Here is a 20,315-nt window from a genome sequence, read left to right on the forward strand (position 1 = left end):
CCGGTCAGGATGTGCCGAGGCGTGGGTGGGTGAGGATGTGGGCAAGAACGGGGCGGCCCCCGGTCCGTCGATGGACAGCGAGCTCACCGCGCAGACCATCGAGCGCGCCGCCATCGAACTGCTCGAACGGGACGGCGTCCTCGGCGGGTTGAACCTGCGCGAGGTCGCCGACCACGCCGGCGTCAACCGGGGCCTGGTCTACCACTACTTCGGCTCGCGCCGTGAGCTGCTGCGGTCCGCGCTGCGCCGCAACGTACGCGAACGCGTCCTCGCCATCCGCCTCCAGGACGGCCCGGCCCTCTTCGGCGAGCGGGTCCGGCACGTCCTCAAGGGCAGCATCCGGTACGCGTCCGCGGTGCGCCTCCGGGTCCTGCTGCTGCTCGACCAGGACAAGGAGCTGCGGCTGATGCCCGACCGGCCGCGCACCCAGGAACTCCTGGGCAAGGATCAGGAGTCGGGCCTGATCGACGCCGACGTGGACCTGGTCGCCCTGCACGCCACGCTGCAGTCCCTCACGGTCGGGTACGTGCTGGCCCGCACCCGTCTGGCCAAGGAGTTCGGCGTCGGTGTGCGCGAGCTGGACGAGCGGGTGGCCGCGCTGGCCGAACGGCTCGCGGGGGCGGTGGACGGACCGAAGGCGGACGAGCAGGTCGGAAGAAAACCTGCGTCGGACGGCTGACCCCGAGCACGTTCCCGCAGCTCAGCACCCCAACAACCACCCAGCACAGGGCCCTCCATATTTAGCACTACGCTAAAAACCTCACGCCGCGACCGTTGACGGAACGCTAAAACAGCCGGTTTCATCGAGGGCGCTGGCCATACCGCCTGGTATGTGCGGCTCCCTTCCCGTTCCAGGAGGCGAGAGGCAATGGCGGCTCCACACGTCGTCGGTCCGGCCGACGCGCACGACACCGGCACGAACCCACCCCGTACCGCACGGGCCTGGGCGGTCACCGCCATGGTGGTGGCCCTGATGGTGATCAACTTCGCGGACAAGGCGGTGCTCGGCCTCGCCGCCGCCCCGATCAGGAAGGAGTTCGGTCTCAGCGCGAGCGAGTACGGGGCGATCGCCAGCAGCTTCTATCTGCTGTTCAGCCTGTCCGCGGTGGTCGTGGGCTTCCTCTCCAACCGGGTGCGGACGACGTGGATCCTGGCGGGACTCGCCGTCCTCTGGTCACTGACCGCGCTGCCGGTGCTGCTCGCCGCGAGCGTGCCCGCGCTGTACGCCAGCCGGATCGCGCTCGGCGCGGCCGAGGGGCCGACCGCGCCGATGGCGGTGCACGCGGTGCACAAGTGGTTCCCGGAACACGCCCGTTCGGTGCCGACCGCACTGGTCAACATGGGCGGCGCGGTCGGCCTGGCCGTCGCCACCCCCACCCTCGTCTACTTCATCACCCACCACGGCTGGCGCTCCGCCTTCGTCGTCCTGGCCGCCGCCGGGCTCGTCTGGTTCGCGGCCTGGGCGTTCATCGGCCGCGAGGGCCCGCTCGACACGTACGGCGCGGGGCTGCGCGGCACGGCCCACGGCGAGGCCCGTGCGGAGCCGCACGTCTCCTACCGCCGGCTGTTCCTCAACGGCACCTGGCTCGGCACGCTCGCCGTGGGCATCGGCGCGTACTGGGCGCTCGCGCTCTCCGTGGCGTGGCTCCCGACGTACCTGGAGGGTGCGCTCGGCTACAGCGCGGCAGAGGCCGGGAACCTGCTGATCGTGCCGCACGTCGTCAGCGCGGCCGTGCTGCTCGCTGTGCCGTGGCTGTCCGGGCGCTGGATGCGGCGGGGCGCGAGCGGGCGGCTCGCGCGGGGCGTCGCGGGCGGCGCCGTGGCCATCGCCGCCGGGCTCTGCATGCTCGCCCTGCCGCACGCCGACGGCGGCCTCGCGGTGCTCCTGATGACGCTGGCCTTCGGCCTGCCCAGTGCGGTGTTCCCGCTCAACTTCCTGCTCGGCGCCCAGGTGTTGCCCGTACGCCGCCGGGGTTCGGTCCTCGCGACCAGTACCGCCCTCGTAACGCTCGCCGGGATCGCCGCGCCTGCCGTGACCGGCCTGATCCTCGACGCCGCCGGCTCCCCGGACGCCGGTTTCCAGGGTGCGTTCGGGGTGTGCGCGGCGCTGCTCCTCGCGGGCGGGGCGCTCGCCGCCCTGACCGTCGACCCGGAGCGCGAGGCCCGCCGCTTCGGCCTCACGTCCTGACCCGCCCGCCTTTTCCGGAGGTACGCGATGTCCGACCCGCTCGACGCCCTGTTCTTCCCGCGCCGGATCGGTGTGATCGGCCTGTCCGCGCGGCCCGGCACCTGGGGCCGGCGTGTCGTGGAGCTGCTCCGCTCCGGTGGCTACCCGGGCGAGGTGTTCGCCGTCGAGCCGCGCGAACCCGACCCCGAACTCCCTTCCCTGGACGACCTGTTGGCGGACGGCGGGCTGCTCGACCTGCTCGTCGTGGCGGTGCCCGCCGAGGCCGCCGTCGGCGTGGTGGAGCGGGCGCGGCGCGCCGGTGTGGGTGCGGTCGTGCTGTTCTCGGCCGGGTTCGCGGAGGCCGGTGCGGAGGGCCGGCTGCTGCAGAAGCGGCTGGTGGCCGCCGCGGGCGACCTGCCGGTCCTCGGCCCGAACTGCCTCGGCCTGGTCAGCCGCCCCGCCGCGACGACCGTCACCGCGAGCGCGTACGTGGAGCGCGCCGCGCCCGCGCCGGGACCGGTGGCGATCGTCACGCAGAGCGGCGCGATGGGCTTCGTCCTCGCCGCACTACTCGACCAGCGCGGCACCTCGTACGCGTATTACGCGAGCGTCGGCAACGAGGCGTGCCTGCCGCTCACGGCCGTCGGCTCGTATCTGCTTGAGCGGCCCGACGTGCAGGTGCTCGGCCTGTACGTGGAGCAGATCCGGGACCCGCAGGCGCTGGCCCGGCTCGGCCGTCGCGCCCGGGAGCTGGGCAAGCGGGTCGTCGTCCTGAAGGCCGGGGCGAGCGAGGCGGGCGGCCGGGCCACGCTGTCGCACACCGCGGCCGTGGCGGGCGACCCGCTGCTGTTCGGGGCGCTGTGCCGGGACGCGGGCATCGTGACGGCCGCGGACGACGAGTCGTTCGCCGACCTGGTGACCGCGCTGCAGCGCCCTGTGTCGCTGCCGCCCGCACCCCGGTTCGCGGTGCTTTCGATGTCCGGCGGCGCGGGCGCGGTGATCGCCGACCGGCTGACCGCCCTCGGCGCCCGCGTGCCCGAGCTGACGCCCGGCACGCGCGCCGCCGTGGCCGCGCTCGACCTGCCGGGCGCGGCCGCCCTGGACAACCCGATCGACCTGGGCGGGCAGTTCTACCGAGGCGCCGACTCGTTCGGCGCACTGCTCGCGGCCCTCGACCGGGACCCGGCGGTCGACGGCATCGTCTGCTGCTTCACGTTCGGCGACCAGTTCGTCGATCTCTACCGCCAACTGGCGGGATGCATAGGCGAGTTGACGACTCCCGGCTGGCTGGTCTGGGCGTGTCCGCCGGACGGCGCGCCGGTCGGCGCGCCGTCCGGGGTCGTGCACCCCACGATCGCGAGCCTGATGCGCGCGCTGCCCGCTGTCGTACGAGAGCCGGAGCCCGAACTCACCGACCAGCGCGCCCCGTTGGACGCCAAGGCCGCGGCGGCCCGGGTCGCGGCCCGGCTGCCGCGTGGGCCCGGAGTGGTGACGGAGGCGTGCGCCGGCCCGCTGCTGCGGGAGCTCGGCGTGCCGTACGTGGAGCGTGTGGGGGATGCCGGGACGGCGCAGCCCCGTGACGGCGACACGCCCAGCCTCTCGTATGCCGTGAAGCTCGACTCGCCCGACGCGCCGCACCGCGCCCGGCTCGGCCTGGTCCGGCTCGGCGTCCCGGCCGCGGAGACCGCCCTGGTGGCCGCCGAACTCCTGGACCGGGCAGCGGAGTTGAGGCTCAGGGACGCCCAGGTCGTCGTACAGCCGCGGCTCACCCACACCGCGGAGCTGTCCGTCGGCGCCGTGCGCGATCCGCAGTACGGGCCCGCCCTCGTGGTGGGCCCGGGCGGCGCGCGGGCGGAGGAGGCGGGCGCGGAGCGGCAGGTCGTACGGCTGCCCGCGGCGCCCGGGGCGGTGGAGCGTGCCGCCGAGTCCGTCGCGGCAGGGCACCCGGCGCTGCACGCGTCCGCAGTGGCCCAAGTCCTCATCCGGGTCGCCGAGTTGGTGACACAGGCGCCGAGCCTGGCCGAGCTCGACATCAACCCGCTGCTCGTCCGCCCCGACGGCTCCCTGGTGGCCGTCGACTCGCTGCTCGTGCTTTCGGCGGACGACACGCCCGTTCCCGTACGCCCCTGACCACCACCAGCACCCGGCACGCCGACTCGAAGGAGCCTCATGTCGAACGACACGCCCAGGATCACCCAGCGCGCCACGGACACCTTCACGACCGCCGTCGAGGCGTACGTGTGGGGCTATCCGCTGGTCCTGATGGACCGCACCCGCCGGCTGCTCACCCACCGCGACCACCGGGGCAGCGCCCCCGTCAACACGCTGCGCCACCGCTCCCGGCTCGCCACGCCGCGCGACCGCGAGATCGTCAAGCCGAACAACGACACGCTGTACTCGATCGCCTGGCTCGACCTGGCGCGCGGACCGCAGCTCCTGGAGGTCCCGGACGTCGAAGGGCGCTACTACTCCTTCCAGTTCCTGGACGCCTACACCAACACCTGGGCGTACGTGGGCAGCCGGACGACGGGCGCGCGGGCGGGCCGGCACCTGGTCGTCGGGCCCGGCTCGGATGCCGAGGCCCCGGACGGGGCGGCCGTGCTGCGGTCGCCGACGAACACGGTGTGGCTGCTCGGGCGCACCCTCGTCGACGGGGAGGCGGACGTCGCGGCCGCGACCGACGTCATGGAGCGGTACCGGCTCACGCCGCTGCGCCCCGGGGACCGCGCCGACGAGAGGGCCGGGTGGTCGACGGGCGCCGTCGCGTCCCCGCACACCATCGGCGCCGCCGGCCTCGCGTTCTTCGACGAGCTGGGCCGCGCGCTGCAGGCCGACCCGCCGCCCGCCGCCGACGCCGCCCTGCTGGAGCGTTTCGCCGCCGTCGGCATCGGCCCCGGCCGCAGCCCCTCCCAGGACGCCCCCGACGGCGTGACCCGGATCGCCCTGGAGCAGGCCGTGACGTTCGGCGCGGCACTGCTTGAGGCCCGGGACTCCGTACGGGGCAGGGAGAGGTCCGACCGCACCGGGAGCGGAACCGGGACCGGGACCGGGACCGGCTGGTCGTACGACCTCGACATCGGTGCGTACGGGCGGAACCATCTGCTGCGCGCGATCATCGCCCGGCACGGCCTCGGCGCCCTCACCGCCGAGGAGGCCGTGTACGCCACCACCCGGCGGGACGCGGCCGCCCGCCCGCTCACCGGCGAGCACGCCTACCGCCTGCACTTCCCCGCCGACCGGCTCCCGCCCGTCTCCGCGTTCTGGTCCCTGACCGCCTACGACGAGGAGAACTTCCTGGTCGACAACAAGCTCGACCGGTACGCGATCGGCGACCGCACCCCCGGCCTCCGGTACGGGCCGGACGGCTCGCTCGACCTGTACGTCCAGCACGAGGCACCGGAGGACGGAGTCTCGAACTGGCTGCCCGTGCCGCCCGGCCCCTTCGAGCTGACGCTGCGCTTCTACGAGCCGCGGACGCAGATGCTGCGCGGGGAGTACGTGCTGCCGCCCGTGCAACGCCGCTGAGCCGCACTCGACTACCGCACTCTGCAAGGAGGTTCACCATGCTCGCCACCAACGCCGAGTCCAGTCCGCTGCTCGGCTCCCGGGCCGTGGAGTCCGTCGCGCCCGGCGTGCACACCGTCGGCCTTCAGGGCAACAGCCTGGCCGTGGAGACCGACGAGGGGCTGCTGATCGTCGACTCCGGCCCGTCCCCGCAGCTGGTCCGGCCCGTGCTCGACGAGCTGCGGGAGCGGACCGGGAAGAGCGTGCGCTGGATCGTCTACAGCCACGGGCACCTCGGATACAACTACGGCGTGTCCGGTTTCCTCGACGTCGCCGCCGAACGCGGCGAACCCCGGCCGACGGTGATCGCGCACGCCAACGTCGTACGCCGCCAACGCCGTTACCTGGAGACCGCGGGCCTGCAGAACCGCATCAACGCCCGCCAGTTCCGCCGCCCCCTCGCGGATTTCCCGGCGGCCCCGCCGCTGACCTTCCCCGACCAGACGTACACCGACTCCCTCACCCTGGGCTCCACGGGCCGGACGGTCCGGCTGCTGTGGGCGCCGTCCGAGACGGACGACGTGACGGCGGTCTGGCTGCCGGGGGAGCGGATCCTGTACGCGAGCGCCGCGGTGATCAGCGGCATCCCCAACGTGGGCACGCCGATGCGCACGTTGCGCGACCCGGCCCGTTGGGCCGACACCCTGGACCGGCTCGCCGCGCTCGGCCCCGAGACCGTGATCCCGGAGTTCGGGCCGGTGCTCCGCGAGGGCGGCGCGGCCCAGCTCACCGCGACCGCGGCGGCGTTGCGCTGGCTGCGGCGGGCGGTCGTGGACCGGCTCAACGCGGGCCGGGGCGTGGACGACATCGTGCACGACCTCGACTACCCGGCCGAGCTGTTCGACGTGCCGTGGATGCGGGAGAACTACGGCCACCGCGAGTACATCGTGCGCGACATCGTCCGTTCCGAGACCGGCTGGTGGGACGGCAACCCCACCCACCTGCACCCCGCCCGCCCGGCCAGGCGGAGGCTGCGGGTTAGGCGCAGCCGGCGTCGGGCGGGTCCGGTACGGGCTCGGGCTTGGTGAGGTCCACTGAGTCCCGTACGGGCTCCGGCTCAGGCTCTGACTCTGGCTCTGGCTCTGACTTGGTGAGGCTGACGCCGAGGCGGGCCTGCTCCTCCTCGACGATCCGGCGGGCCAGCTCCGCGTCCGAGACGTCGATCGCGTCCGGCGTGGATTCCGCGACGGCGCTGCGGCGGGCGTACGCGTCGAAGAGGCGGGTCTTGTCGGCCAGCATCTGCACCATGCGCTCGTCGACGCCGCCGGTCGCCAGGAGCCGGTGGACGTGGACCGGCCGGGCCTGGCCCATGCGGTGCGCGCGGGCCACGGCCTGGTGCTCGATGGTCGGCTTGATCTGGGGTTCGCAGAGCACGACGACCGACGCGGCCTGCATGTTGAGTCCGACGCCCGCCGCCTGGATCTGCGCGAGCAGCACGGCGGGGCCCTGGACGGCCGTGAACGCGTCGACGACCGCCTGCCGCCGCCCGGCCGGGATGCTGCCGGTGAGCGGCCCGAACACGGGAGCGTCGCCGTCGGCATCGGAATCGGAATCTGCATCCGCGTCCGCCCGGAGCGCTTCGTGGACCACGGTCAGGACGTCCCTGAAGTACGAGAAGACCACCGTCTTCTGCCCGTTCTCATCGGCCTCCCGGACGATCTCCCGGAGCCGGTCGAGCTTGGCCGACTTCTCGGGGTGTGTGTACGCGGATCTGCGCATCGCCATGAAGTTGCCGTCGATCACGGCCTCGCGGTACGCGTCCTCGTCGGCGGCGCTGGGCGTCTCCCACTCGTCGGTCTGTTGCAGGCTGGGCAGTTCCGTCAGCACGTCGTCCTGGTTGCGCCGCAGGTAGACCGGGGCGACGGCCTTGCGGAAGGCGACCGAGCCGATGAGGGCGTCCCGTTCGCCGAGGGAGTCCGCGACGTCGCCGTCGAGCATCCGGACCAGGTTGCGGAACTCGGCGGGCCGGTTCTCCATCGGCGTACCGGTCATGAAGAGCGCGCGCTCGCAGCGCTCCGTCCAGCGGGCGACCGCCTGGGAGCGCAGGGCCTTCGGGTTCTTCACGGTGTGCGCCTCGTCGACGACGAGCAGGTCGGCCTCGCCGCCGGCCGGTTCGGGGAAGCCGCGCAGCGCGTCGAAGGTGGTCACGGCGACCCCGCCGCGGCCCTGCCAGTCGTCAAAGGCCGCGTGCCGGTCGGGGCCGTGCAGGACCGTGGGGCGCAGGGTGGAGCGGGCCTCGATCTCGCGGGTCCAGTTGACGAGGACGCCGGCCGGGCAGACGACCAGGAACCGGTTCCGTCCCTCGGCGGCGAGGTGGGCGACGGCGGCGATGGCCTGGATGGTCTTGCCGAGTCCCATCTCGTCCCCGAGCATCACCTTGCGGCGGGCGAGGGCGAAGCGGGCGCCGAAGGCCTGGTAGCCGCGGAGGGAGACCCTGCGGTGGGTGTCGTCGAGGCCCTGGGCGCGGACGTGCTCGGCGATCTCGTCCGGCAGGAACCCCTCGGCGGCGGCTGCGTCCGGGACGCGTCCGGTGATCTCGGCGAGCAGGCTGTAGTACTCGGCGGAGCGCAGCTCGAAGTCGACCCAGGCGGCGATGTCCGAGTCCGGTGCGCGCAGCAGGTCCACGGAGGCCTGCGCCAACTGGCCGGGCACGCCTGCCTGTTGGGCCTGAGCGACCAGGGTCCGCAGGGCGTCGGCCGCCGCGAGGGCGCGGGACTTCTTCGCCCGCCCGGCGAACAGCATCCGCAGCCGTCCGGAGGCGGGCCGGGCTTCGGCGAGCAGCGGTTCCAGGCGGGCGGCGAGCCCGGTGGCGGTGTCGACGGCCCGCCGCGCCTCGGGCCCCGCCTCGACCAGGACGTGCAGAGCGGTGACGAGTGCGGTGGTACGGGGCTCGGGGTGGTCGACGTCGATGTGCACGGCGACGGTGTCGTGCGCGGCCTCGGTGAGGCGGCGGGTGGCGGCGAAGATCTGGTCGACGGTGCGCTGGCCCACGCCGGGCAGCTGGCGCAGGCGGTACGGTCCGGCCTCGACGATCTGGCCGACCGTACGAAACCCGCCGTTCTCGACACTGGCGAGGCGCAGCCGGCCCTCGGTGAGCTCCTGGAGGCGGGCTATGGGGATGCCGTCGAGCTCGCGCGCCACCTCGGCGTCGTGGATCGGCCCGACCGCGGCGCGCACGGCGTCGACGGCTCGCGCATGGTCCGCGATCAGCGCCCTCGCCGCGTCCGACAGCCGCACCCCTTCCGCGACCACCTCCCGCTCGTCCCGCCCCACGTGCACACCCCTTCTCGGCCAGGAGGCGGCTCCCGCCCGCCAGGCCGGGCAGTTCGCCCCCATCTCCGGTCCCGTCCGGACACCGCCGACCTGCCCCCAACCTACGCGCCCCCACTGACACTCGCTCCCGCCACCGCCTGAGCGGACTCGGCCACCGTGTCCGGCTCGGACGCACCGGGGCGGCACACCTGGCGGTACACCTTCCGGCCACCCTGCGCCGCCGCTGCTGCTACTCCTCCCCCTCCCCCTCCTCCGCCCGCTCCGCCACCACCCGCTCCCTCCGTCCCACCACGACGCCCGCCGCGACCGCGCTTGCCGCGAAGGCGAGGAGGAGGGTGGCGGGGCGGTCGAGGCGGTGGCCGGTGATGTGGTCGACGGAGTAGCGGCCGGGGCCGGCGAGGCCGAGGCCCGCGGCGACGAAGCCGAGGTAGGCCGGGTACTCGTAGCCGCCCTGCATGGCGAAGAAGCCGGACGGGCTGTGCACCGCGACCGCGCCCGCCATCGCCCCGGCGGCCGCCGCGCCCGCCGCGGGCGTGGCCGCGCCGAGGGCGAGCAGCGCGCCGCCGCCCGCCTCGCCCAGGCCCGCGGCGAGGGCGCTCGGCCTGCCGGGGCGGAAGCCCATGGCCTCCATTGCCTGCGCCGTGGCGTCGAGCCCGCCGCCGCCGAACCAGCCGAAGAGCTTCTGCGCCCCGTGCGCGACGAGCACGCCGCCCGTGCCGAGGCGGATGGCCAGCAGGCCCAGGTCCTTGCGGTTGAGGCAGCCCATGTCGTGGTCCTTACGTCCGGTCGTCCGTGCGCCGCCTCTCAGTTTTCGCCGGGGCGGGGCCGCCCGCCACTCAGGCCAGGCCGTCCGCCTTCAGGCCCGCCAACACCGCCTCGCCGAGCGCCTGCACGGCGGACTGCGGCCGCACCATCACCGTGAACTCCTTGATGCGGCCCTCGGGGTCGAAGTGCAGCAGGTCGATGCCGTGGATCTCGCGGCCGCCGACGACCGCCCGGAACAGCAGGACGGTCGACGGGCACACCGTGCCGTCCACACCGGTCTCGGCCGTGCCCGCGTACCGGCCGACGTACCGGAACTCCTCGAAGGTGCGCAGCAGGACCCCGAAGAGGCCGAGCACCATCGGCTTGCCCTCGAAGGGCGTGAACTTCACGGGGCTGTACAGGCGGATGTCGTCGGTGAACAGCTCGCCCAGCGCGCCGAGTTCGCGCCGGTCGACGGCCTCCTGGAAGCGGTCGGTGGTCGTCATGTCCTGCGCCCTGCTGAAGGAGCCCCCATGGCCCTGCGTCACGCCGTCCTCGCGGCGCTGCTCGACGAGGAGCGGAGCGGGTACCAGCTGGCCAAGGCCTTCGACCTGGGCGTGGCCAACTTCTGGTACGCGAAGCCGCAGCAGCTCTACGCCGAGCTGGCCCGGCTCGAACAGGGCGGCCTGATCGCCGGGCGCGAGGTCGTCCAGGAGGGCCGCCCCAACAAGCGGCTGTTCACGGTCACCGGCGCGGGCCTCGCCGAGCTGGAGGCGTTCACGGCCGCCGCCGCCAAGCCGTCCGTCCTGCGCGACGACCTGATGGTCAAGGTCCAGGCCGCCGACCGCGTCGAGACCGACCACCTGATCGCCCGGCTCACCGAGCGCATCGGCTTCGCGCAGGACAAGGTCGACCTGTTCGAGCGGCTTCTGCACACCATGCGCAGCGACCGCGACGAGGAGGACTTCCTGCTGCACGGCCGGCCGATCGGCCCGTACCTGACCTGCCTGCGCGGCCTCGCCTTCGAGCGGGGCAACCGCGACTGGTGCGAGCGCGCCATCACCGTCCTGCGGGCCCGCCGATGAGCGGCCCGGACGCCCCGCGCCCCCCGTCTACGCGGTTGGGCCCACCGCCTGGCCGGGAAACTGGCCTTCCGCAGAGCGGAGTTGACGTACGCGAACCGATGCGTACGCGTACCGAAGAAGCGTGAGCCGGTTACTCCGCCGGGTCCTCGTCGGCCCGGCGGGCCGCCTTCTGCACGTCCCCCTCGACGGCCTCCCGGCTCCGGCCCGTCGCCTCCGCGTGCCGGGCGATCGCGGACCGCACGTTCTCCGAGGCCCGGCGCCATCGCTCGCGCTGCGCCTCGTACGCCTCGCCGGTGAGGCCCGCGAGCTTCGCCCGCTCCTCCTCCGCGCAGCGTTCCAGCCTGATCAGTTCATCGGAGATCTCAGCCACACTCGAATCCTAAGGACCCGGAACGCGACGCGCGATCGTACGGAGAGGTGCGGCTCAGGGCGCGAGCAACCCCAGGATGCCCGGCGCGAGTTGGCCCACGCAGGCCGCGCTCAGGCCGAGGAGCAGGCCGAGGAGCAGGCCGAGGAGCAGGCCGAGGAGCAGGCCGAGGAGCAGGCGGTGAGGTGCGCATGGCGGCGGCGCAAGGGGTCGCGGAGGCCGCACACCGCGTGGTGAGCCCGGCACCGCGCCGGGCCCGCACGACGGCTACGACAACTGCGACAGCTACGACAGCTACGACAACTGCGACTGCACCTGCGAGGAGATCAGCTCCAGGTGCTCCAGGTCGTCCAGGTCGAGAATCTGCAGGTAGACGCGGCGCGAGCCGATCTCCGCGTACCGGCCGAGCTTGTCGACGACCTCGTCCGGCGATCCGGCCAGGCCGTTGGCGCGCAGCTCGGCCACGTCCCGGCCGATGGCCTGTGCCCGGCGGGCCACCTCGGCCTCGTCCTTGCCGACGCAGGCGACCAGGGCGTTGGAGTACACCAGCTCGTCGGGCACCCGGCCGAACTCCTCGGCGGCCGCGCGGACCCGGCCGAACTGGCGCTCGCTGTCCTCGACCGAGGCGAACGGAATGTTGAACTCGTCCGCGTACCGGGCGGCGAGACGCGGCGTGCGGACCGCGCCGTGACCGCCGATCAGCACCGGAACCTTCGCCTGCGCGGGCTTGGGCAGCGCGGGCGAACCGGCCAGGCGGTAGTGCGTGCCGTCGAAGTCGAAGGTACGGCCGATCTCCGTGCCCCAGAGCCCGGTGACGATCGCCAGCTGCTCCTCCAGGCGGGCGAACTTCTCCTTCGGGAACGGAATGCCGTACGCGGTGTGCTCCTCCTCGAACCAGCCCGCGCCCAGGCCGAGTTCGACGCGGCCGCCGGACATCTGGTCGACCTGCGCGACCTGGATGGCGAGCACGCCGGGCAGCCGGAACGTGCCGGCCGTCATCAGCGTGCCCAGCCGGATCCGGCTCGTCTCACGGGCGAGTCCGGCCAGCGTGATCCAGGCGTCGGTGGGGCCCGGCAGGCCGTCGCTCGCGCCCATGCGGAGGTAGTGGTCGGAGCGGAAGAACGCGTCAAAGCCCAGCTCCTCGGTGGCCTTGGCGACGGTGAGCAGAGTGTCGTAGGTGGCCCCCTGCTGGGGCTCGGTGAAGATGCGCAGATCCATGGGGTCCATCCTGCATCCTGCGCCCGCCCCACCGAGCCGCCCCGGCCCCGCGTCCGCCCGCCTCAGCCCACCCGGCCCGCGTCAGCCCGCCCCGGCCCCGCGTCCGCCACCTCGGCCCGCGTCAGCCCTGGGTGGCCAGGAACTCCTCCACCTCGTCGCGCGACGGCGCGGACGGCTGTGCGCCCGTGCGCGTCGTACTGATCGCGGCCGCCGCGCACGCCCAGCGTGCCGCCTGCTCCAGTGGACGGTCCTCGGCGAGCGCGACGGCCAGGGCGCCGCAGAAGGAGTCGCCCGCCCCGGTCGTGTCGGTCGGGGTCACCCGGAACGCGGGGATGTGCAGGCTCGACGTGCCTTCGAGGAGCAGCACGCCGTCGCCGCCGAGGGTGACGACGACCGCGCCCGCGCCGGTCAGCTTCCGTGCCGCGGCGACGATCTCGTCGACCGTACGGGCCTCGGCGGTGCCGGTGAGCGCGGCGAGCTCGGTGCGGTTCGGTACGAGCAGGTCCACCTGCGCGGGCGGCACCGCGCCCTCGACCGCCGGGGCCGGGTTGTAGAGGACCAGGCCGCCCGCGAGGCGGGCCGCGGCGTGGTTGGCCGAGTCCGGCACCTCCTGCTGCAGGACGGTGACCTTGGCCGCGCCGAGCGGGCCGACGGCGGCCTCGCAATCGGCGGCCATGAGGCGGGAGTTGGCGCCGGGGCTGACGATGATGGAGTTCTCGCCGTCCGGGTTCACGGCGATCAGCGCACGGCCGGTGGGCACACTCTCGGTACGCAGGATGTGGGTGGTGTCCACACCCTGCGTGCGGGCCGCGTCGACCAGGACGTCGGCGGCGTCGTCGTCGCCCACGCGCCCGACGAACGCGACCGCGCCGCCGAGCCGGGCGGCGGCCACGGCCTGGTTGGCGCCCTTGCCGCCGGGGTGCTGCACGATGTCCCCGCCGAGGACGGTCTCCCCGGGGACGGGGTGGTGCGGCACCGGGGCGATGAGGTCCAGGTTGAGACTTCCGACGACGGCGATCACTGCGCTTCCTCCGGCCTTGCGGTCATGTCCTTCACTGCGCCCACTTCGCTCACTTCGCCCACTTCGGTCACTTCGGCCACTTCGCTCACTTCGCTCGTACCGTGCCCACTCTGCTGCTGCGGCGCGCTGGAGTCCCGTACGACGAGGTCGGGGGCGAGCCGTATGGTGCGGTGCGGGCGGCTGCCGTGCTCGGGCGGGCGGCGGAGCAACCGGGCGGCCTCCGCGGCGAGTTCGGCCACCGGCTGGCGGACCGTCGTGATGCCGGGCGCGGACAGCGCGGCCATCGGGATGTCGTCAAAGCCGGTGACGGCGACCTGGCCCGGCACGTCCGCGCCGCGCTGCTGAAGCCGCTGCAGGGCGCCGACGGCGATCAGGTCGTTGGCGCAGACCAGCGCGTCCGGGCGCTCGTGCCACGCCTCGTCGACGGCGGCCCGGCCCCACTCCACCGAGAAGTCGCCGAGGAACACCCGGCCCGGCGCGTCCGGGTCGAGCGCGCCGGCCCCGGACTCGTACGCGAGGCGTCGCTCGGCGGCCGCGGAGGCGGTGCCGGCGGCGCCGAGGAAGCAGACGCGGCGGCGGCCCGTCGCGGCGAGGTGGTCGAGGACGAGGTCCATGCCCGTGGCGTTGTCGACGGCCACGGAGTCGGCGACGCCCGGGCCGCAGCCGCGGTCCATGAGGACCAGCGGAACCCGTGCGGCGGCCGCGGCGACGGCCTCGCGGCTGCGCCGCTCGTGGGCCGGGATGACGAGCAGGGCGTCGACGCGGCGGGCGAGCAGGTCGGCGATGTGCTCGGCCTCGGCGGCCGGGTCGTCGTCGCAGTCGGCGAGGAGGACGGCGCGGCCGTCGGCGTGCAGGGCGCGCGTCAACTCCCGTACGAGCGTGGGGTAGAAGGGGTTGGTGATCTGCGGCAGGACCAGGCCGACGGTGCCGGTGGCGCGGCTGCGGAGGGCGCGGGCGGCGTGGTTGGGGCGGTAGTCCAGCTGCTCGGCGGCGGCGCGGACGCGCTCGGCGGTCTCGGCGCCGACGGGGCGGGTGCCGGCCAGGACGCGGGAGACGGTGGCGACGGAGCAGCCCGATGCGCGGGCGACGTCGCGCAGCGTTGCATCGGTCATGCCCGGCTCCCGACCGTCCGTCCACACATCCCGGCTGTCCGTCCACACATCTCGGCCACCCGCTCGACCCCCATACCTTCCCCCATGCCTTCCCGCATGCTTTCCCCACACCCGCAAAGTTTCGGAAAACGTTATCAGCACCTGACCCCAACGACCACCGTTTCTCCAGCTCCGCTGACGTGCTCGATCGCGGATCGTCTCGGGAGGCCGCCTCCGGCTGCCATTGACATAATTCGGACGTCTGCTCATCCTCTCCGGAGAACGTTTTCCCAACGCCGCTCCCGCAGGCGGTTCGGCTGGACAAAGAGGTTCCGCGATGCCCCGAAAGATCATTCTCGACTGCGACCCCGGGCACGACGACGCCATCGCCATGCTGCTCGCGCACGGCAACCCGGACGTCGAGCTCGTCGCCGTCACCACCGTCGTCGGCAACCAGACCTTGGAGAAGGTCACCCGCAACGCCCTCTCGGTGGCCCGCATCGCGAACATCACCGGCGTCCCGTTCGCCGCCGGCTGCCCCCGTCCCCTCGTACGCGAGGTCGAGACGGCGCCGGACATCCACGGCGAGTCCGGCATCGACGGCCCCGTCATGCCCGAACCGGTCCTGGAGCTCGACGAGCGGCACGCCGTCGACCTCATCATCGACACGGTGATGAGCCACGAGCCCGGCGAGATCACCCTGGTCCCGACGGCCGGCCTCACCAACATCGCCCTCGCCGTACGCAAGGAGCCGCGCATCGCCGAGCGGGTCCGCGAGGTCGTCCTGATGGGCGGCGGCTACCACGAGGGCAACTGGAGCCCGGTCGCCGAGTTCAACATCAAGATCGACCCGGAGGCGGCGCACATCGTCTTCAACGAGCGCTGGCCGGTCACGATGGTCGGCCTCGACCTCACGCATCAGGCCCTGGCCACCCCCGAGGTGGCCGAGCGGATCGCGAAGGTCGGCACGAAGCCCGCGGAGTTCGTGGGCGAACTCCTGGACTTCTTCGGCCGGATGTACCTGGAGGCGCAGGGCTTCGCGCACCCGCCGGTGCACGACCCGTGCGCGGTCGCGTACGTCATCGACCCGGATGTGATGACGGTCCGCAAGGCGCCCGTCGACATCGAGCTGACCGGCACCCTCACGCTCGGTATGACCGTGACGGACTTCCGCGCCCCGGCCCCCGCCGACTGCCGTACGCAGGTCGCCGTGGACCTGGACCACCGGCGGTTCTGGAACCTGGTCGTGGACGCCCTGGAGCGGATCGGCGAGGTGACCGCATGAACACCGCCTCCTCGGCGACCGCGGATACAGGTACGGGCGGCGGGCGCGGCACCCGGATCGCCGTCCTGGTCACCGCGCTGCTCGCGGCGTGCTTCGCGTTCCAGCTGAACGCGAGCATGCTCAGCCCCGCCCTGAAGAACATCGAGGACTCGCTCGGCGCGACCTCCGCCGAGGTCGGCCTGACGCAGACGGCGTTCTTCACCTCGGCCGCGCTGTTCTCGCTGTTCCTGCCGCGCCTCGGTGACCTCGTCGGCCGCCGCAAGGTGCTCACCGGGATGATGGCCCTGATGGTCGTCGGCTGTGTGATCGCGGCGCTCGCGACCAACGTGCCGTTGCTGTTCGCCGGCCGCGTCGTGCAGGGCGTGTCCGGGCCGACCGTGCCGCTCTGCCTGATCATGCTGCGCCACGAGGTGCACGACCCGAAGCGGTACGGGCTGCTGCTCGGCGTCATCACGGCCGTCAACGGCGGCATCGCGGGCGTCGACTCGATCGCCGGCGGCTGGCTCGCCGACAACTTCGGCTTCCAGTCGGTGTTCTGGGTGATGGCCGTGGTCGCCGCCCTCGCCGCGCTCCTCGTGGCGACGCTCACCCCGGAGTCGGTGGCCTCGCGCGCCGACGTCGACGTGCCGCGGATGGACTGGCCGGGCGTGGCCCTGCTCGTCGTGTCGGTCGGCACCGCCCTGATCGCGCTCAACGAGGCGGGCAAGCTGGCCGCGGCGAACTGGGCTCTGGTGGCGGGCCTGTTCGTGGCGTCGGCGCTCGCCTTCGCCCTGTTCTGGCGTACGGAGGAGCGCAGCCCGCACCCGCTGGTCGCCACCCGGCACCTGCGGCGCCGCTCCACCTGGGCGCTGCTGCTCACCACCGTGCTCACCATGACCGGCGTGTTCGCCGTGATGAACGGCCTCATCCCGGCCTTCGCGCAGGACGCCGACGCCGGTTTCGGCATGACCGCCGAGGCCTCGGCCTGGTGGACGCTCACCCCGTACGCCCTCGCCGGCCTCGCCATGGGCCCGCTCGCCGGGCGCCTCGCCGCGACCTTCGGCTACGGGCGGATCCTGCGCATCGGCCTGATCGGCGCGGCGGCGATGGTGGGCCTGATGATCGTCACGCTGCAGGGCGACTCGAAGGCGCTGCTGCTCACCTCCTCGATCCTCATCGGCATCACGTACGCGGGCATCGGCAACATCGTCCTCAACGGCCTGGGCATCGTGCTCTCGCCCCGCGAGAACCCCGGCTTCCTGCCGGGCCTGAACGCGGGCGCGTTCAACCTGGGCGCGGGCCTCAGCTTCGCGGTCCTGTACGCGGTCCAGACGGCGACGAAGCCGGAGGACGCCACGTCGGCGGCGGGCTACACGGCGGGCATGATCGCGGGCGTCGCCCTGCTCGCGGCGGCGTTCCTGACGTCGTTCCTGATCCCGAAGCCGGTGGAGGCGGAGGCGCACTGAACGTCGTTCCCGATCCCGATCCCGAAGCCGGTGGAGGCGGAGGCGCACTGAGGCGGCGAGCCGTGGGGCGGGGGTGCGGGGTGGTGTGCGGATTCGGTGGGGGCCTGTCCGGCGCGCGGCCCTCAGGGGGGTCCCGTCCGGGAATCCGGCGCCGAGAGGCCCTCGCCGCGTTCGTCGCTGAGGGCGAGCCTGCGGAGCATCTCCAGGACGCGGTCGCGGGACTCGTCGGCGGCGTCGATGGCCTCGACGCAGGTCCAGTAGTGGACTTCGCCCTCGGCCGAGCAGGAGACGCCGACCAGGGCTATGCCCACCTCGCCGAGGAGTCCGCCGAGGCCGGTGAGGGTGGCTCTCGGGTCGTGGATCTCGGTGAGGCGGGCCGCGCGGATCGCCGCCGTGCCGGGGTGGGCGGCGGCGAGGACTCCGCAGCCGCGGCCGCTCACTTCGCTCAGGGCCAGGGCCTCGCCGCGCAGGGCCGGCGGCCCGCCCACCGCGAGGCGGCTGCCGATCGCCTGCGCGAGGGCCTTGGCCTGCCAGGCCTCCGTCAGCACGGACGCCGCGTCGCGCCCGCGCGCCAGCGCGCCTCTGCTCTCCCTGATGAGTTGCAACCCGTCCATCGCCGTCCCCGTCCGCCGTGGTACCGAGGCGCTGGTCCGCCCTGCCGAACTGCCGCTTTCCTCGGGCCCGTTGGGCCGGTGCGGGGCGCTTCGGTCGGTCAGTCCCAGTCACACTCTTCCAGTCCACTACCCAGAGTGAAGGTAATCAGACCAAAAGACCAGGGGAATACGGAAATCTCTGGACAGAATCTCGAATCCGGCTCTTTCGATCACTCCGAAGAGTAACGACGAGGGATCTTCGGCTCGGCCGAACCCACCGGAAAGCGCTGCTCGTTGCGCTCGATCTTCGCAGCCAGCGCGGCCTGCGCGTCGACCCCGAGGACCTCGCAGAACTGCAGCAGATACGCCAGTACGTCGGCCACCTCGTCTCTCACCCGGTGGGCGGACTCGGGGTCGTCCATCACCGCGGCCGACTGCTCGGGCGTCAACCACTGGAAGATCTCGACCAGTTCGGCCGCCTCCACACTGAGGGCGGAGGCCAGGTTCTTGGGGGTGTGGTACGGCTGCCAGTCGCGCGCCGCGGCGAACTCCGCGAGGCGGCGCTGCAGTTCCTTCAGGTCCGGGTCGGTCGTCACGCCCCAGGTCTACCACCCGGGCCGCGGCCCCGGTCAGCCGCGGGGGCGGCCTCCGTCAGCCACGGGGGGCGGTGACTCCGTCCTCCACGAGGCCCTGCACCTCGGTGCCGGGCGGGGTGAGGAGGAAGACGTTCCGGTCGACCCGGTGCATGCCGCTGCCGAGGCCCATGACGACGCCGCTGCTGAAGTCCAGTACGCGCTTGGCGACTTCGCTCTCCGCGCCGGAGAGGTCGAGCAGCACCGGGATCTCGGCCATCAGGGTCTCGGCGACCTCGCGGGCGTCGGCGAAGACGTTGACACGGTGGACGACGAACTGGCGGCGGCTGTCGTGCGCGGCCTCCGGCAGGGCGCGGTGGCCCGGCCAGGACGGCCACTCGGTGCTGCTGCGCAGCGGCACGACCTGGGCCAGCCCCTCCCACTGTTCGTCAGTGGCGTCGTGGCCGTAGCTGTTCATGCCCCACCCCGTCCGGGCTCGCACTGGTCGTCTGTACCGGCCAATTCTTACGCCAACTCACCCGTTCGGCCCAACTGCGACACGGGGGTGGGAGCTGCGGGCGCCTGGTGGCACGGCCCCGAAGCCGACCGCGGCTACTCCTTGCCCCGGCCAAGCAGCTGCAGCGCCCGCAGTCCCGCCTCGATGGCGAACCGGTGGGTGGGGTCCTCCAGTTGGACGCCGAAGTGGGACATCAGGTTGCGCATGCGGTAGCGGACCGTCTGCGCGTGGACGCCCAGGGTGTCGCCGATCTGTTCCGCCGTGCCGCGGGTGGTGAGCCAGGCGTGCAGGGTTTCGACGAGGCGGGTGCGGCGGGTGCCCGTGGCCTTGTCCAGGGGGGCGAGTTCACGGGTCGTCAGCTCGCTGACGAGGGCCGGGTCGGAGAGCAGCCACAGGGTGAGCAGATGGCCGGCGCAGTCCGTGTACGGGGCGTCGGGCACCGCCCCGTCGTCGATGAGCTGTTGCAGCTGGCGGGCCCAGCGCAGCGAGTCCGCGGCCTGCGCGGTCGGCACGGTGAGGCCGACGACGAGCGGGGCGGCGGCGGCCACGACTTCGAGGGAGGCCCGGCGTTCGGCGGTGAAGGGTCCGGGGAGGAGCAGGTGGGGCTGGGGGGCGCCGAGGTCGGCGAGGACGTCGGGGGCGAGGCCGGCCGCCACGTGGTCGGGGACAGGGTCCCGCAGGGCGACGAGCGTGACGTTCCCGGGCAGCGGCCAGCCGCCCTGCTCGCAGAGTTCGCCGATGGTGGAGTGGGTGAGCGGCGTGCCGGCGAGCAGCAGGTGCAGCAACCGTCTTCGGTGCACGTCGGCGGCCGAGCCGACCCGGGCCAGGGCCTCCGTGTAGCCCTCGCGGGAGAGCGCCGCCAGCTCGTCGACGTACGTGAACAGCGTGTCGGCGAAGGTGAGGAGCAGCGTCGGGGAGAGGTCGTAGCGGCGGCCCACGGACTTGGCGCGGCGCAGGGCGACGCGCGCGCCGAGCCGGTAGGCGCCCTGGAGGGTCTCGATGTCGCGGCCCTCGTACGCCTCGACGCGGCCGAAGGTGCGCAGGATCTCGTCGCGGGCGGCCGTGGACGAGGTGGGGTCGGCGATGCGGTCCACGAACGCGGTGAGGCTGCGCTCCACCCCGAGCCGGATCGATCCGGCGTTGGGGCCGTTCAGGAGCTGCGCGTACTCGGGGAAGGCACGGATGACGTCGACCCCGATCTCATGGACGAGGCTGGGCAGTTCGGGCCGCATGATGGCAGCGAACTCCCTGGGGAGGTGCTCCATGGAATCGTCCACGGCCGACGACTGAGCTGGCAGGGACATGAGTCGGTCCTTGCTGTCAGGGCTCCCGGTGGGGGGACGGCGCCCATGGGGCGTTGGGCAGGCCCCCTC

The 20,315-nt window shown here is 73.4% G+C and carries 20 protein-coding genes; 8 read left to right on the top strand and 12 right to left on the bottom strand.

Going from position 1 to position 20,315, the window contains the following annotated elements; translation table 11 throughout:
* Positions 1–25 precede the first annotated feature (25 nt).
* The 5 genes from QIS99_RS08390 to QIS99_RS08410 all read left to right on the top strand — a co-directional run bounded on the left by QIS99_RS08390 (position 26) and on the right by QIS99_RS08410 (position 6,759).
* Positions 26–679, top strand: a complete 654-nt coding sequence (locus QIS99_RS08390; RefSeq protein WP_282512038.1) for a TetR/AcrR family transcriptional regulator — start codon at positions 26–28, stop codon at positions 677–679.
* A gap of 189 nt (positions 680–868) precedes the next feature.
* Positions 869–2,188 carry an MFS transporter gene (locus QIS99_RS08395; RefSeq protein WP_282512039.1) on the top strand — a complete coding sequence of 440 codons (1,320 nt, stop codon included), beginning with the start codon at positions 869–871 and terminating at the stop codon, positions 2,186–2,188.
* A 27-nt stretch (positions 2,189–2,215) separates the two neighbouring features.
* Positions 2,216–4,297 carry an acetate--CoA ligase family protein gene (locus QIS99_RS08400; RefSeq protein WP_282512040.1) on the top strand — a complete coding sequence of 694 codons (2,082 nt, stop codon included), beginning with the start codon at positions 2,216–2,218 and terminating at the stop codon, positions 4,295–4,297.
* 39 nt (positions 4,298–4,336) lie between these two features.
* Positions 4,337–5,692 (top strand): DUF1254 domain-containing protein, encoded by a 1,356-nt coding sequence (locus tag QIS99_RS08405; RefSeq protein ID WP_282512041.1) that lies wholly within the window; start codon positions 4,337–4,339, stop codon positions 5,690–5,692.
* 38 nt (positions 5,693–5,730) lie between these two features.
* The gene (locus tag QIS99_RS08410; protein WP_282512042.1) at positions 5,731–6,759 is read left to right on the top strand and encodes an alkyl sulfatase dimerization domain-containing protein; all 1,029 of its coding nucleotides are present in this window, start codon (positions 5,731–5,733) and stop codon (positions 6,757–6,759) included.
* Here QIS99_RS08410 and QIS99_RS08415 read toward each other — a convergent pair.
* The 3 genes from QIS99_RS08415 to QIS99_RS08425 all read right to left on the bottom strand — a co-directional run bounded on the left by QIS99_RS08415 (position 6,710) and on the right by QIS99_RS08425 (position 10,254).
* The gene (locus QIS99_RS08415; RefSeq protein WP_282512043.1) at positions 6,710–9,004 is read right to left on the bottom strand and encodes a DEAD/DEAH box helicase; all 2,295 of its coding nucleotides are present in this window, start codon (positions 9,002–9,004) and stop codon (positions 6,710–6,712) included. The genes QIS99_RS08410 and QIS99_RS08415 overlap by 50 nt on opposite strands.
* A 229-nt stretch (positions 9,005–9,233) precedes the next feature.
* The gene (locus QIS99_RS08420) at positions 9,234–9,770 is read right to left on the bottom strand and encodes a DoxX family protein (RefSeq protein ID WP_282512044.1); all 537 of its coding nucleotides are present in this window, start codon (positions 9,768–9,770) and stop codon (positions 9,234–9,236) included.
* A 70-nt stretch (positions 9,771–9,840) separates the two neighbouring features.
* Complete coding sequence (locus QIS99_RS08425) at positions 9,841–10,254, bottom strand: nuclear transport factor 2 family protein (RefSeq protein WP_282512045.1); 414 nt, start codon at positions 10,252–10,254, stop codon at positions 9,841–9,843.
* Positions 10,255–10,281: 27 nt separating this feature from the next.
* Here QIS99_RS08425 and QIS99_RS08430 point away from each other — a divergent pair, with 27 nt between their 5' ends.
* Complete coding sequence (locus QIS99_RS08430) at positions 10,282–10,833, top strand: PadR family transcriptional regulator (protein ID WP_282512046.1); 552 nt, start codon at positions 10,282–10,284, stop codon at positions 10,831–10,833.
* Positions 10,834–10,963: 130 nt separating this feature from the next.
* Here QIS99_RS08430 and QIS99_RS08435 read toward each other — a convergent pair whose 3' ends face one another.
* From QIS99_RS08435 to QIS99_RS08455, 5 genes are all read right to left on the bottom strand, one after another.
* The gene (locus QIS99_RS08435) at positions 10,964–11,203 is read right to left on the bottom strand and encodes a hypothetical protein (RefSeq protein WP_282512047.1); all 240 of its coding nucleotides are present in this window, start codon (positions 11,201–11,203) and stop codon (positions 10,964–10,966) included.
* A 54-nt stretch (positions 11,204–11,257) separates the two neighbouring features.
* The gene (locus QIS99_RS08440) at positions 11,258–11,425 is read right to left on the bottom strand and encodes a hypothetical protein (RefSeq protein WP_282512048.1); all 168 of its coding nucleotides are present in this window, start codon (positions 11,423–11,425) and stop codon (positions 11,258–11,260) included.
* A gap of 69 nt (positions 11,426–11,494) precedes the next feature.
* Positions 11,495–12,418 carry an LLM class F420-dependent oxidoreductase gene (locus QIS99_RS08445; RefSeq protein WP_282512049.1) on the bottom strand — a complete coding sequence of 308 codons (924 nt, stop codon included), beginning with the start codon at positions 12,416–12,418 and terminating at the stop codon, positions 11,495–11,497.
* Between the two features lie 121 nt (positions 12,419–12,539).
* A complete protein-coding gene (locus QIS99_RS08450) occupies positions 12,540–13,439 on the bottom strand; it encodes a ribokinase (RefSeq protein ID WP_282512050.1) in 900 nt (299 codons plus the stop codon).
* Complete coding sequence (locus QIS99_RS08455) at positions 13,436–14,551, bottom strand: LacI family DNA-binding transcriptional regulator (protein ID WP_282512051.1); 1,116 nt, start codon at positions 14,549–14,551, stop codon at positions 13,436–13,438. The genes QIS99_RS08450 and QIS99_RS08455 overlap by 4 nt, the downstream gene beginning before the upstream one ends.
* A 316-nt stretch (positions 14,552–14,867) precedes the next feature.
* Between QIS99_RS08455 and uriH the strand changes: the two genes are divergently transcribed.
* Both uriH and uriT read left to right on the top strand, forming a co-directional pair.
* Entirely contained in the window at positions 14,868–15,815 is a 948-nt protein-coding gene (gene uriH, locus QIS99_RS08460) for a uridine-preferring nucleoside hydrolase UriH (RefSeq protein WP_282512052.1), read from the top strand.
* The gene (gene uriT / locus QIS99_RS08465) at positions 15,812–17,260 is read left to right on the top strand and encodes a uridine transporter UriT (RefSeq protein ID WP_282512053.1); all 1,449 of its coding nucleotides are present in this window, start codon (positions 15,812–15,814) and stop codon (positions 17,258–17,260) included. The genes uriH and uriT overlap by 4 nt, the downstream gene beginning before the upstream one ends.
* 122 nt (positions 17,261–17,382) lie before the next feature.
* Here uriT and QIS99_RS08470 read toward each other — a convergent pair whose 3' ends face one another.
* The 4 genes from QIS99_RS08470 to QIS99_RS08485 form a co-directional block, all read right to left on the bottom strand.
* On the bottom strand, positions 17,383–17,874 hold the full coding sequence (locus QIS99_RS08470) for a DUF6099 family protein (protein WP_282512054.1): 492 nt from the start codon (positions 17,872–17,874) through the stop codon (positions 17,383–17,385).
* A 209-nt stretch (positions 17,875–18,083) separates the two neighbouring features.
* On the bottom strand, positions 18,084–18,449 hold the full coding sequence (locus QIS99_RS08475) for a nucleotide pyrophosphohydrolase (protein WP_282512055.1): 366 nt from the start codon (positions 18,447–18,449) through the stop codon (positions 18,084–18,086).
* A gap of 55 nt (positions 18,450–18,504) precedes the next feature.
* Positions 18,505–18,903: a cell division protein SepF gene (locus QIS99_RS08480; RefSeq protein WP_282512056.1), complete on the bottom strand. Its 399-nt coding sequence runs from the start codon at positions 18,901–18,903 to the stop codon at positions 18,505–18,507.
* A gap of 134 nt (positions 18,904–19,037) precedes the next feature.
* A complete protein-coding gene (locus tag QIS99_RS08485) occupies positions 19,038–20,246 on the bottom strand; it encodes a helix-turn-helix domain-containing protein (protein ID WP_282512057.1) in 1,209 nt (402 codons plus the stop codon).
* Positions 20,247–20,315 lie beyond the last annotated feature (69 nt).

This window comes from Streptomyces solicavernae (assembly GCF_029968095.1).
Classification (GTDB): Bacteria; Actinomycetota; Actinomycetes; order Streptomycetales; family Streptomycetaceae; genus Streptomyces; species Streptomyces solicavernae.

Excerpts from the sequence above, each read along its gene's own strand:
- QIS99_RS08395 (WP_282512039.1), top strand. The coding sequence starts at position 869 with ATGGCGGCTCCACACGTCGTCGGTCCGGCCGACGCGCACGACACCGGC.
- QIS99_RS08400 (WP_282512040.1), top strand. The coding sequence starts at position 2,216 with ATGTCCGACCCGCTCGACGCCCTGTTCTTCCCGCGCCGGATCGGTGTG.
- QIS99_RS08405 (WP_282512041.1), top strand. The coding sequence starts at position 4,337 with ATGTCGAACGACACGCCCAGGATCACCCAGCGCGCCACGGACACCTTC.
- QIS99_RS08410 (WP_282512042.1), top strand. The coding sequence starts at position 5,731 with ATGCTCGCCACCAACGCCGAGTCCAGTCCGCTGCTCGGCTCCCGGGCC.
- QIS99_RS08420 (WP_282512044.1), bottom strand. The coding sequence starts at position 9,770 with ATGGGCTGCCTCAACCGCAAGGACCTGGGCCTGCTGGCCATCCGCCTC.
- QIS99_RS08425 (WP_282512045.1), bottom strand. The coding sequence starts at position 10,254 with ATGACGACCACCGACCGCTTCCAGGAGGCCGTCGACCGGCGCGAACTC.
- QIS99_RS08430 (WP_282512046.1), top strand. The coding sequence starts at position 10,282 with ATGGCCCTGCGTCACGCCGTCCTCGCGGCGCTGCTCGACGAGGAGCGG.
- QIS99_RS08445 (WP_282512049.1), bottom strand. The coding sequence starts at position 12,418 with ATGGATCTGCGCATCTTCACCGAGCCCCAGCAGGGGGCCACCTACGAC.
- QIS99_RS08455 (WP_282512051.1), bottom strand. The coding sequence starts at position 14,551 with ATGACCGATGCAACGCTGCGCGACGTCGCCCGCGCATCGGGCTGCTCC.
- uriH (WP_282512052.1), top strand. The coding sequence starts at position 14,868 with ATGCCCCGAAAGATCATTCTCGACTGCGACCCCGGGCACGACGACGCC.
- uriT (WP_282512053.1), top strand. The coding sequence starts at position 15,812 with ATGAACACCGCCTCCTCGGCGACCGCGGATACAGGTACGGGCGGCGGG.
- QIS99_RS08470 (WP_282512054.1), bottom strand. The coding sequence starts at position 17,874 with ATGGACGGGTTGCAACTCATCAGGGAGAGCAGAGGCGCGCTGGCGCGC.
- QIS99_RS08480 (WP_282512056.1), bottom strand. The coding sequence starts at position 18,903 with ATGAACAGCTACGGCCACGACGCCACTGACGAACAGTGGGAGGGGCTG.
- QIS99_RS08485 (WP_282512057.1), bottom strand. The coding sequence starts at position 20,246 with ATGTCCCTGCCAGCTCAGTCGTCGGCCGTGGACGATTCCATGGAGCAC.